This window comes from Streptomyces sp. NPDC054847 (assembly GCF_053610925.1).
The window spans coordinates 1-11,401 of the sequence record NZ_JBSGZJ010000224.1; the positions used below are offsets into that span (position 1 = coordinate 1).

Consider the following 11,401-nt stretch of genomic DNA (forward strand, 5'->3'; position numbering starts at 1 on the left):
CCCGTCCGGGTCCGCGCAGTTCGCGTATACGGAGGGGCCGGCCGCCCGGCCGGCGCCCACCGGGTCAGGCGGTACGGGCGTCCGCCGCGGCTGTGGCCGGAGCGTCCTCGACCTTGTCCGCGGCGCTGTCCAGCGTGGTCAGGTCCCGCTCCCTCGTCTCCCGTGCGCAGGCGATGGCCACCACGGTGAGCAGGGCCGCGGCGATCACGTACAGGGCTATGGGCGTCGACGAGTCGTAGTCGGCCAGCAGAGCAGTGGCGATCAGCGGTGCCGGCGCACCGGCGGCGACGGATGAGAACTGCGCGCCGATCGAGGCGCCCGAGTAGCGCATCCGCGTCGCGAACATCTCGGAGAAGAACGCCGCCTGGGGCGCGTACATCGCACCGTGCAGCACGAGACCCACGGTGACGGCGAGCAGCAGGGCGCCGAACCCGGCCGTGTCGATGAGCGCGAAGAACGGGAACATCCAGGCTCCGACGCCGATCGCGCCGATCAGATACACCGGCCGGCGCCCGATGCGGTCGGACAGCGCACCCCACAGCGGGATCACCGCGAAGTGCACGGCGGAGCCGATGAGGACGGCGTTGAGCGCGGTCTGCTTGCTCATGTCCACGGCGGTGGTCGCGTAGACGAGGATGAACGCCGTGATCACGTAGTAGCTGATGTTCTCCGCCATACGCGCGCCCATGGCGATCAGGACATCGCGCCAGTGGTGGCGCAGCACGGCGACCACCGGCATCTTCTCCACCTGGCCGGCCTCCGCCTTGCGCTGCTCGGCCTGGGCCAACGCGGCCTTGAAGACCGGCGATTCATCGACAGAGAGACGAATCCACAAGCCGACGATCACCAGCACGCCGGACAGCAGGAACGGTATGCGCCAGCCCCATGAGGAGAAGGCGGCGTCCGAGAGCAGCGCCGTGAGCGCGGACAGCACACCGGTGGCGAGCAGCTGCCCGGCCGGGGCGCCCGTCTGAGGCCACGAGGCCCAGAATCCGCGCCGTTTGGCGTCGCCGTGCTCGGACACCAGCAGCACCGCGCCGCCCCACTCGCCGCCGAGCGCGAAACCCTGCACGAGCCGCAGCACGGTCAGCAGGATCGGAGCGGCGGAGCCGATCGTCGCGTGGGTCGGCATGAGTCCGATCGCGAAGGTCGCACCGCCCATCATGAGCAGGCTGAGCACCAGCAGCTTCTTACGTCCGAGCCGGTCGCCGTAGTGTCCGAAGACGAGCGCGCCGAGCGGACGCGCGGCGAAGCCGACGGCGTAGGTGAGGAACGAGAGGAGGGTTCCGACCAGCGGGTCCTCATCCGGGAAGAACAGCTCGTTGAAGACCAGCGCGGCGGCGGACCCGTAGAGGAAGAAGTCGTACCACTCGATGGTCGTGCCGATGAGACTGGCGGCGACGATGCGCTTCAGCGAGCTCGGCGCTGGTGGAGCGGTTTCTGGGGCGGCCATGTACACCACTTCCGGACAGTTGGCGGGGACGTTTGCGTGTCGCCACACCGTAGAAACACGCAGGTCAGGCGCACATGTGGCGGGGCAACATAGTTCGAGGGTTGGCTATACGTGTGGCCACCATGCCGGCTGGCGGAAGGCGGTCCTGGGCGACGGTGATCGAAACTTGTGCCGTCCGGGACGCGTAGTTCTGGACCGCTGTGCGGCTGCGCGGGACGGCCGCAATCTCGCGGACGTCAGCCTGTCGCGAGTGCGCATGACGACGACGTCTTCCCGCTCGCGCCCGATGCCCTCGTTTGTCTTGGTAGCCATGCCCGTGCCTCCCCGGTGGGAAGGTACGAAAAGTCGGGCGGCCAGGTCTTGGGGGTGCGGTGACACCCCCCGAGGACGGATGTCGTCAGCAGCCGTCGTACCGCCAGGCGCCGTCCTCACGCGCCCACGGCTGCTGCTTCTGGTCCAGCGCCGGCACCGCGTAGGTGTAGGTGACGCGGGCGAGGTCGCCGGCCAGCTGGTCGACGGCGAAAGTCTTGATGTCGTGAGCGCCGTACTGCTTCACCGACGCCTCAACGACCGGCCCGTACACCTCGGCCGGGATCTTCTCCTGGCAGCGGGCGGACATCATGCCGTGGGCCTTCTTCGTGTCGGTGGCGAAGTAGGCGGCGCTGTAGGCGCGGACGGCCTGCTCCAGCAGCTCCTTGCTGTCGTCGGCCGGCGGCACGTTCGGCTCGTCGCTCGGCTGGTCGGTGGCCGCGTTCTGGCCGGACTTCGGCGAGGCGCTGCTCGGCGGGTTCTCGGATGAGCAGGCGGTGAGGGCGAGGAGCAGCACGGCGGCGGTCGCGACTGTGGTGGTGTGGCGCATGGTCCCCCAAGGATTGATGGTCCGGTGAGGGTACAGCGGAGCCCTTGCCGTCGCGGGACCGCTCAGCAGGGGTTTCGATCGCAGCAGTGCCGCAGCCAGCGAACGCGGGTGGGATGTGGTGGAGGCTTCTCGAGCTCACTGACATACGGGTCCGGGGAGAACCGCAGCTCCTCGTCGGGCTTCAGCGAGTCCGTAGATGATGGTGTGCCGGAGGCTGGGTCGCGCTGAGCGGACAGCTCGGCGAGGACTGCGGGGCGTGCCGCAACCCCGCCTCGCCGTTCGACGGGCGGGTGCGATTCGAGCACGACGGTTGTGACTGAGCCCTTTCAGCGTTGAGGCTCCAGGGTGAGGATGGCTTTGGCGATGACGGTTGCCCACCCTCCCTCTGGCGCGGCAGAGGGGGCAGCGGCGCCACCGCGATGTACAGGTCGGTGGCGGGAAGGGTCGCTGACCCCGCTTGGATCTCCGATAATCTCCTCCACCGTACCGGGACTCCACCACCAGAAACTTAAGGAGTGAAGTGTCGAACTCTTCGGGCAATACCGGAGACAGTACGAACGGCAGCCCCACGCCCAGCGGAGGGGGCACCCAGTTACCAGGCAGCTCAGGCCCGCCCAGCCCCGCGCCGACGTCGTCCACGAATGTGCCCGTGCCGCCTTCACCGTCTACGTCTCCGACACCAGCTCCGTCCAACCCGTCTGTTACCCGCCCCGCACCGCCCGCAGCGTCGACTCCGCCGCCGCAGCCGGCCTCCGGAAGTGCCCCCACACCTGACGCCAACCCAGAATCCAGATGGCGGCACAAACCGAACATCATCGGCCTGCTGACGCTTGGCGCTGCGGTCGTCGCGGTCGGTCTCACCATCTACTACGGCAACGACTCCTCTGACTCGGGACGCTCACAGGCGAAGAGCGGAGAGGTCCAGGCAACCACTGGAGTATCCGAGGCAGAGCGCCAGCCCAAGCTGAAGGTTGCTCGTGTCGCCGCCTACCTCAAGAACGGGATCGACGGAACTGACAAGACTGAGGACGAGGATCTCAAAGACCTCAGGGGGCCACACCTTGACATAACGTTCGAGAACCGGGCCCCGGGACCATCCCTGATCACTAGGGCCACGCTGCGCCTTCGAGAGGCTGGCCAACTGCCTAGATGTAACGGGTCTGGCGGTGAGCTGGAGATCTCCATGAACTACGACTTCCCCATGCCCCTAGAGCTGCCGAAGACGCCGTACGAGAAGGCGAAGGACGTCAGCTTCACAGTCGAAGACAACAAGGTGGATCGCCTGACCCTAACCATGGGACCTGAGACCGTCGGCTGGGGACCGGCCTGGTACGGCGTAGCGGACATCGTGTTCGACCATGACGGGACCCAGACCACGGTCGGCCCCATCGCCGTCGTGGATGCCGGTGGCGATAGCACGTTCTACCCCGAGGGCGACACGTGGGTCATTGAGAGCGTCAACAAGCCGAGCTGTCTGGACGAGACGGCTGCCCTGGTTGACCGGCTCAAGGCGATTCCCGGAATCACCGCCTCGAAGGAACTGACATCACTGCGAGACAAGCTGAGCTCCATGGGCCACTGAGTTCCTGCAGAGTGGCCACTGGTCGGGTGACGGGCTGACGTCCCGCAACGCACGAGGCTCCTGTGCCGTTGAGAGAGGTGTTCGACGTCTCAACTCATGGCGCAGGCGCCTCGCTCGTTGGTTCCCAATCCTGCCGCACGTTCTGGTCGAGTGGGTATCCATGCTTATCGTCACCCGCGAGGGTGGCCAACGCTGCAAGCTCCCGCCGCACCAGCGGGCTCTCGTCGGACTGGTCCACATTCGCCGACACGACACGCTCACGCAGTCCAACCGTGTCGATTCCGTTAGGAGTTCTGAATCTCGGTACACCTCAGTCAGGCAGGGTTCACAGTTGCATGGTCACGATTCTTTGACCCTGTGCGTCGAGGATGATGAGGTTCCTTGCAACGCCTTCTCCGTCGTCGCCGTCCCACCATTTGGCGAAGGTCTCCGCGAACTCCTCTGCTCCAACCTTGTTTGAGGAGTAGTCAGTTGATACTTCAACGTCAAAGTGGGGATCGACGAGTTCGACGGTAGCTACCCCGGTCGCATGATCTGCCATGTTGGCATTGCCTTCATCGCGGGCCCAGGCTTGGAAGTCATCAAGGAATCGGTGGTTCGCTTCTCGCTTGGTGACGGGCTGGTCCGGTGGGGTGCTGGGCTCGCTGCTGACGCCGTCTTGGCAGCCCTGTACCCAGGCCCCGCGATCCTCCGTGTTTGCAGTGTTCTCTTCTGCTTCCAGGGCTCTGCGGGTGCATCCTCCGCCCAGGACCTCCCGTACCGCAACTCCTTTGCCTCCGTCGTTGAAGACGTCCTTGCCTGCTTTGTAGCCAGCAGCGTAGGCCGCTCTGAAGTCGGGGGTGGGCGTGCTGTGTTCAGCGGGCGAGGACGATGTCTGAGCCGCCTCGTTACCCTTGCGTTCTTTGTCACAGGCGGCTGTCGCCAGACAGGTCATGGCGAGGACGGCGAAGGCGACCACGCGTCCTCCCGGCCAAGGGCGTCCCGCTCGCTGGTTGACCACGTGCTCTCCCCGTTCGATGGTGCCGTGCCAGGTTAGAGGGAGGATTCAGCGAGGTGGGTTGCCTCGTTCCAGAACTCATTATTAGTGGTCGGACGGTGAACTCACCATTTACCGCGGCGCGGACAAGAGCCTGGTTCACTTCGACAAGGAGATCCGGCTCAAGCGACCCAACGCCCTGTGGACCCAAGCCAAGTTGGTCACGGGTGGCGACTTCAGCGACAACCCGTGGCTGCGGCTCGGTCGGCACAGCGAGCTTCTCGGCGAGCTGACCGCGCTGACGATGGAACACCCGTTCCGCGAGCGGATGTGGACCCAGCTCATGCTCGCGCTGTATCGCTGTGGCCGGCGGGCAGACGCGCTGCTGGCCACGGCTTCGTCCATCAGCGCACCGGTGCGCCACAAGCCCATCGGGCACTGACGGCACAACCGAGGAAGCCCTGACCGATGCTCACCGACACACGTCCTCTTGGCGGAACCGCTGCGGACACCGCCTCCCTGTGGCCCGACCGGTCGGGCCACAGGGAGGGAGAATCAGGCGGGTGTGACGTTCTCCGCCTGAGGTCCCTTGGGGCCTTGTGTGATGTCGAACTGGACCTTCTGGCCCTCGGAAAGCTCGCGATATCCGGTGCTCGCGATGGCCGAGTAGTGGACGAACACGTCGGGGCCGCCGCCGTCCTGCTCGATGAAGCCGAAGCCCTTTTCCGGGTTGAACCACTTCACGGTACCGGTGGCCATGATGATCTCCTTCATTCGTGCGGGTGCGTGTCCCGCGTACTGCGGGTGCCATGAGATCGTCTTCACTTCCGGTGCTCACGGGACGCAGACACGCCCATGGGACGACATTCACCACCTCGCCGCAGCGACTGACGAGCGGTGCCGACTCGGGCGCTCATCGCGGATGGCATGGAAGAACGTGGCGCGGGTGGACTGCACCCGTGACGCCCGTGGTCGGGCTCAAAGGACCCCTGTTGAAGGGAAGTTGCCAAGCCATCGTCATGCTCGCACACGACTATCCAGCTCGGGACATGAGCCTCCGGACCCCCGGTCCGGACAGCAACGCAGCTCCACGCCGGACCCGCCCGGCTCGCGGACCGTTTGGGCACGTTGGAAATGGAACCCATTTTCATATAGCGTAAGGGTGTCAAGAAACGAGGAGACTCCCATGGCTGTTCCCAAGCGGAAGATGTCCCGCAGTAACACTCGTCACCGCCGCGCCCAGTGGAAGGCGAGCACGACTCAGCTCGTGCCGATCACGGTGGACGGCTCCAGCTATCTGGTGCCTCAGCGGCTGGTCAAGGCATACGAGCGCGGCCTGCTGCACCCCGAAGGCTGAGCGCACGTGAGTCACCACCCCCTGCCCGTCACCGTGCTGTCCGGGTTCCTCGGCGCGGGCAAGACGACCGTGCTGAACCATGTCCTGGGCAACCGCGACGGGCTTCGTGTCGCCGTGATCGTCAACGACATGAGCGAGATCAACATCGACGCGGCCCTCGTCCGCGGCGGCGAGGCGGCCCTCTCGCGCACCGAGGAACGACTCGTCGAGATGACCAACGGCTGCATCTGTTGCACTCTGCGCGACGATCTGCTGGAAGAGGTCGACCGCCTGGCGCGCGAGGGCCGCTTCGACTACCTGCTCATCGAGTCCAGCGGCATCTCAGAACCGATGCCGGTGGCAGCCACCTTCTCCTTCCCGCGAGACGACGGCGTCACCCTTGGCGAACTCGCCCGGCTCGACACCATGGTCACCGTCGTCGACGCGGCCAACTTCCTGCCGGAGCTGACCGGCGGGGACGGACTGGCCGAGCGCGGGCTGGACCAATACGAGGACGACGAGCGGACGGTCAGCGATCTGCTGATGGACCAGATCGAGTTCGCCGACGTCCTCGTGCTCAACAAGCTCGACCTCGTCCCCGCGGAGGACGCGGACCGGCTCAAGGCCGCACTCGCTCGGCTCAACCCCGTCGCTCGCGTCATCCTCGCGACCCATGGCGCTGTGGAGCCGCGTGACGTGCTCGGTACCGGACTCTTCGATGTCGAACGCGCTCAGCAGGCGCCGGGCTGGGTCATGGAACTCAACGGTGACCACGTCCCGGAGACCGAGGAGTACGGCATCTCCTCCACCGTGTTCCGCGCCGAAAGGCCCTTTCACCCGGGCCGGTTGTGGAACCTGGTCACCGAGCGACTCGACAGCGGTCGCTTCGGGCAGGTTCTCCGTTCCAAGGGGTTCTTCTGGCTGGCCAGCCGGCCGCGGGTGACGGGGCTGTGGTCGCAGGCGGGTGCTGTGGCGCGCTTCGAGCCTTCGGGGGCTCGCGATGCCGACACCCCGCAAGGGCAGGAGCTGGTCTTCATCGGCACCGGGCTGCGGGCCCAAGAGCTGCAAGCGGCCCTGGTCGACTGCCTGCTGGCCGACGGCGAACCGGTACCCGACGACGACGCCTTCCCGGCCTGGGAGACATACGGCATCGACGACGCGTGTGAGCACGAACAACCCGGACCAGTGTCCGTGGGGGTCGCGCGCACCTGATACTCCGGGCCGAGCGGTGGTCGCAGCCACGGCACCGCCCGGCCCGGCCCGGCGGCCGCCCCGGCATCCGCATCCGCCGAGGCCGGGGCTTCGGCCGTTGAGTGCCGCGCCCCCGAGCGATGCTCCGGACATCGCTCACGGGAAGGTTCCTCGGCATGACGGCTAAGAGGTTGTCTCACGTGGCAAGTTCCGCGAGATTCTTGAGTTGCTCAGGGCGGTGGCCATGGCCAGGCTTCGGCTCTGCCGGTCGTTGCGGTCCACGTACGGGATCTTGAGGCCACGAGTAGCCCATGGCAGGCTCATGCCGCATGATCGACGAATTCGCGAAGAACAGCCTGCACGGGAGACTGCGGCGGGACCGCAAGGCGCTGCTCTGGAAACTCGACGGCCTGTCCGAGTACGACGCCCGCCGACCTTTGACAGTGACCGGGACCAACCTCCTCGGCCTGGTCAAGCACGTGGCCAGCGTCGAGGCCAGGTACTTCGGTGAGGTCTTCGACCGGCCGCCCCCGGAACCTCTGCCCCGGTGGCAGGACCACGACGGCAGCGATCTGTGGGCGGCTGAGGACGAGGCAAGCGATCAGATCATCGAGTTCTACCGGCGCACGTGGGAACACTCAGACGCGACGATCGACGAGATGCCCTTGATGCCCCCGCCCACGTGCCGTGGTGGCCGGAGCCTTATGCCAACACGAACCTGTTCGCCATCCTGATCCACGTCCTCGGCGAGACCAACCGGCATGCCGGGCACGCCGACATCCTGCGCGAAGGCGTCGACGGCCGAACCGGGATGCGCCCCGAACACGAGATGCAGATCGATGAGGACGCCCGCACCGCCTACTGCGCGAAGATCGAGCAGGCCGCCAGATCGGCCTCATCAGTCAAGGCATAGAAGGCTGTCCCATGTGATTTGATGTTCGAGCGGCATGATGCCGGCCGTGAGTGCTGATCTGTCGAAGCGTCTGATTCCGGATGAACTCTGGGAGCTGGTCGCCCCGTTACTGCCATCGTTCGCGGCTCGACCACAAGGTGGCGGGACCGCTCCGCGTAACGAGCGGGCCGTGTTCACCGCAGTGGTGTACTTCCTGACCAGCGGCTGTGCCTGGCGGCATCTGCCGCCGACGTTCGGCACGTCCTCCGCCACCGCGCATCGCCGCTTCACGGTATGGACCGATGTCGGCCTGTGGCGTCGGCTGCATCGGGCGGTGTTGGACGAACTCGGGGTCCGGGGCGAGGTGGACTGGACCTCGGCGATCGTCGACGCGGCCTCCGTTCGTGCCAAAAGGGGGGTCGCTGACGGGGCCGAACCCGGTCGATCGCGGCAAGAAGAGCAGCAAGCTGCACGTGCTGTCCGACGCCCAGGGCATCCCCCTCGCTGTCGCCGTGTCAGGTGCGAACATGCACGACAGTCTCGCCCTCAAGCCGCTCATCCTCGGCATCCCCGCCGTTCGGTCGCGCCGGGGACCACGGCGGCGCCGGCCCGTCAAACTCCGTGCCGACAAAGCGTACTTCTCCGCCGAACACCTCAGCTGGCTGCGCGAGCGTGGGCTCGTGGCGCGCATCGCGCGACCAGGCATCGAGTCCGGCGAACGCCTTGGTCGGCACCGCTGGAAGATCGAGCGGTCGATCGCTTGGCTCTTCGGCTACCGTAGCCTGACCATCCGATACGAACGAAAGGGCTCGCACTTCCTCGCCTTCCTCGGCCTGGCCGCTGCCCTGACCTGCTACAAGAAGCTCGCGAAACTTGCCACGTGAGACGCCCTCTAAGTACAAGCGAATGGCGAACGGGCCGCTGTCGCCTTTTCTGAGCAGCAGCCGTCCGTCGTCGCGAACGTGATCGCCAGCGACGAAACGGCCCTGGACCGCTATCTGATGCGAAGGGGGCAGGCTGTCGACGAGGCATCGGCCATGGATGCCCGCAACGGCTACCTCCTCACCGCGGCAACGACCAATGTGAGGGCAGACGCTGCCTACGCCGCCACTGCGGAGAACCGCCTGTCGATGCTCAAACAGGACAGTCCTATACTTCAGGCGCTCCAGCAGAAGCTTATGGAGCACTTCGATAATCAGACGTGACGCGCAGCGTCCGACTGAGGTGGTGATCCCGATGCCACGGAAGAGCCATCGGTCGGGCCCAGGACCATCCGCCCGCAGTCCTCGCCCCCGTGACAGGCCCGGACCGGGCAGGGCTTCAGAAGGGGGCATCTTCCGACCATGGCGGTGCCGTCGGCACAGCGGGCGTCTGGGGGCGGGGCTGCTGAAGGACGGCCAAGGCTTCGTCGATACGGCCGAGGTCGATGAGGTAGCCGGCCAGGTCGTGGCTGTTCCTGCGGTCATGTTGCTGAAGGACGGTGACGGCTTCCTTGGTGCGCCCGGCGTCGGCGAGAAGCCGAGCGATGTGTTCCGCCGCGTACCAAGTGGTGCCCTCGGGGTGGGCTCGGGCCCGTTCAACCGCCTCGTCGACCCCACTGCAGGCCGCGATCAGCGGCAGCCGCATCCAGAACAGCTCCCACTCATCCTCGCCCCCGAACTGGGCGGCGAGGGCGTCGAGGTGGGCCAGGCCGTCGGAGGGGCGGCCCTGGTCGAGACACAGCTCGGACAGGGTGTGGAGAATCCAGTCGTCGCCGTGGTGGGCGTCGGCCTGGGCGCGCATCACGGCGATCGCCTCGTCGCCCCGGCCATGCCGGGCCAGGAGCTGCGCGAGCTCGTAAGCCGACTTCGGGTTCCAGGCGGCGGGTCCGTCGGTCTGCCCGTATGCAGCGATCGCGCCCTCAACGTCGCCACACTCCTCCAGCAGCTCCGCCAGCCGCTGTACGGCCGCCCCATGTCCGTCGGTCGCCGCGTAGGCACGCAGTTCCTCGATCCGGCCGTGCCGGGCCAACAGGTCGGCGAGCTGGTGGCGGCTGTTGACCGAGGTGATCTGCCGGTGCCTGAGCAGGGCGATGGCCCCGTCGATGTGGCCCTGGCGCTCGCGGATCGTCGCGAGTAGCCCGATCGCCGTGTCGGGGTCGAGGCCGCGGCAGCACCACGGGCCGTCGCAGCGGTGGTCGGCCCGGATCCGGGCGGCGAGCAGCGCGGCGGCCTCCTCGTCACGGCCGGCGACGGCGGCCACGTCGACCAGGGCGGTGGCGAGCGCCCAGTCGTCGGCGTGCGGCAGCAGCATGGTGAACGCCTCCTCGGCGCGGCCGTGCCGGGCAAGCAGCCGCGTGTAGGCCTCCAACGCCATCGGGTGACCGACGGCCATCCGGGCCCGGACGGTCTCGATCGCTTCCTCGATCCGGCCCCAGCCCTCCAGCAGCTCGGCGGTCGCTACGACGGCCGTCCACCAGCCCGTAGCTGCGTACGGGCCGAGCACCTCCAGTGCGTCGGCCTGTCGGCCCCGCTCGCCCAGCAGCCGCGCCCACACCAGCGCGCAGAACCACTCCCCACGTCCGGCCCACTCCTCCACCACGGCTGCATGGCCCTGGTGGAGCAGCAGGGAGACCAGTTCCGGTGGGATGCAGCCGGACCGCGTCCGGGCCCGATGGTCAAGATCAGCAGGGTCCACGGCCACGCACCATAGCGCCGACCCCTGAGCGCCGGTACCACTGGTCGTTTCGAATACAGCACGGTTGGAATGACGCTCTCCGCCAGTCGGGGCCTCCGCCAGGACCGCGGCCAAGCGCGACGCGTATGCCAACGACCAGGGCACCGCGACCTTGTTGGTCGCGGTCACGGGCCGCACCAACCGGTCCTAGGCGGAGACCAGGACCGGCCGAGTGGCTCCCGCCGGCCACCGACCAGTACTGCCGCTGCAGCGGCGAGTGGATCGGCACCAAGCTCCACTGGGGATCTGGCCGTCGACGAGGGCGAGCTCGAGATGCTCAAGACGTTCGCCGACGGCCCTGCGAGAAAGCGGCCGACGGCCCTGCGAGGAAGCGATCGTGGTCCTCACGCCCGCCGGCTGATAGCCGTGTCGTCGCCGTACGGACCGAGGCGGGCCC

At 67.2% G+C, this 11,401-nt stretch carries 11 protein-coding genes and 2 pseudogenes; 8 read left to right on the top strand and 5 right to left on the bottom strand.

Annotated elements, in window-relative coordinates; all coding sequences use genetic code 11:
- Positions 1–64: 64 nt before the first annotated feature.
- Positions 65–1,453, bottom strand: coding sequence for an MFS transporter (locus tag ACWGH4_RS21425; protein ID WP_453463187.1), 1,389 nt, complete (start codon positions 1,451–1,453; stop codon positions 65–67).
- A 397-nt stretch (positions 1,454–1,850) separates the two neighbouring features.
- On the bottom strand, positions 1,851–2,312 hold the full coding sequence (locus ACWGH4_RS21430; protein WP_453463190.1) for a hypothetical protein: 462 nt from the start codon (positions 2,310–2,312) through the stop codon (positions 1,851–1,853).
- Between the two features lie 649 nt (positions 2,313–2,961).
- On the opposite strand from ACWGH4_RS21430, the gene ACWGH4_RS21435 reads away from it, so the two are divergent.
- Positions 2,962–3,894, top strand: coding sequence for a hypothetical protein (locus tag ACWGH4_RS21435; protein WP_453463193.1), 933 nt, complete (start codon positions 2,962–2,964; stop codon positions 3,892–3,894).
- Between the two features lie 160 nt (positions 3,895–4,054).
- A pseudogene (locus ACWGH4_RS21440) lies at positions 4,055–4,159 on the top strand (IS5/IS1182 family transposase); the annotation flags it as partial.
- A 60-nt stretch (positions 4,160–4,219) separates the two neighbouring features.
- Here the strand turns inward: ACWGH4_RS21440 and ACWGH4_RS21445 are convergent.
- On the bottom strand, positions 4,220–4,852 hold the full coding sequence (locus ACWGH4_RS21445; RefSeq protein WP_453463211.1) for a hypothetical protein: 633 nt from the start codon (positions 4,850–4,852) through the stop codon (positions 4,220–4,222).
- Between the two features lie 235 nt (positions 4,853–5,087).
- Between ACWGH4_RS21445 and ACWGH4_RS21450 the strand changes: the two genes are divergently transcribed.
- Positions 5,088–5,312 carry a BTAD domain-containing putative transcriptional regulator gene (locus tag ACWGH4_RS21450; RefSeq protein WP_453463196.1) on the top strand — a complete coding sequence of 75 codons (225 nt, stop codon included), beginning with the start codon at positions 5,088–5,090 and terminating at the stop codon, positions 5,310–5,312.
- A gap of 113 nt (positions 5,313–5,425) precedes the next feature.
- On the opposite strand, the gene ACWGH4_RS21455 is transcribed toward ACWGH4_RS21450, so the two are convergent.
- Entirely contained in the window at positions 5,426–5,629 is a 204-nt protein-coding gene (locus ACWGH4_RS21455) for a cold shock domain-containing protein (RefSeq protein WP_441267493.1), read from the bottom strand.
- Between the two features lie 427 nt (positions 5,630–6,056).
- On the opposite strand from ACWGH4_RS21455, the gene rpmF reads away from it, so the two are divergent.
- From rpmF to ACWGH4_RS21480, 5 genes and pseudogenes are all read left to right on the top strand, one after another.
- Positions 6,057–6,227 (top strand): 50S ribosomal protein L32, encoded by a 171-nt coding sequence (rpmF, locus tag ACWGH4_RS21460; protein ID WP_441267491.1) that lies wholly within the window; start codon positions 6,057–6,059, stop codon positions 6,225–6,227.
- Positions 6,228–6,233: 6 nt separating this feature from the next.
- On the top strand, positions 6,234–7,418 hold the full coding sequence (locus tag ACWGH4_RS21465; RefSeq protein WP_453463200.1) for a GTP-binding protein: 1,185 nt from the start codon (positions 6,234–6,236) through the stop codon (positions 7,416–7,418).
- Between the two features lie 308 nt (positions 7,419–7,726).
- A pseudogene (locus ACWGH4_RS21470) lies at positions 7,727–8,310 on the top strand (DinB family protein).
- Between the two features lie 46 nt (positions 8,311–8,356).
- Positions 8,357–9,173 (top strand): IS5 family transposase gene (locus tag ACWGH4_RS21475; RefSeq protein ID WP_453463202.1). Its coding sequence is split into 2 segments (ribosomal slippage): positions 8,357–8,700 and positions 8,699–9,173, totalling 819 coding nucleotides; the frame shifts between segments, so codons are not numbered across the junction.
- Between the two features lie 78 nt (positions 9,174–9,251).
- Complete coding sequence (locus ACWGH4_RS21480; RefSeq protein WP_453463205.1) at positions 9,252–9,494, top strand: hypothetical protein; 243 nt, start codon at positions 9,252–9,254, stop codon at positions 9,492–9,494.
- A 115-nt stretch (positions 9,495–9,609) separates the two neighbouring features.
- Here the strand turns inward: ACWGH4_RS21480 and ACWGH4_RS21485 are convergent, their stop codons facing one another.
- A complete protein-coding gene (locus tag ACWGH4_RS21485) occupies positions 9,610–10,965 on the bottom strand; it encodes a tetratricopeptide repeat protein (protein WP_453463208.1) in 1,356 nt (451 codons plus the stop codon).
- Positions 10,966–11,401: the final 436 nt, after the last annotated feature.

Coding starts and splice junctions, on each gene's coding strand:
- rpmF (WP_441267491.1), top strand. CDS start 6,057: ATGGCTGTTCCCAAGCGGAAGATGTCCCGCAGTAACACTCGTCACCGC.
- ACWGH4_RS21425 (WP_453463187.1), bottom strand. CDS start 1,453: ATGGCCGCCCCAGAAACCGCTCCACCAGCGCCGAGCTCGCTGAAGCGC.
- ACWGH4_RS21455 (WP_441267493.1), bottom strand. CDS start 5,629: ATGGCCACCGGTACCGTGAAGTGGTTCAACCCGGAAAAGGGCTTCGGC.
- ACWGH4_RS21430 (WP_453463190.1), bottom strand. CDS start 2,312: ATGCGCCACACCACCACAGTCGCGACCGCCGCCGTGCTGCTCCTCGCC.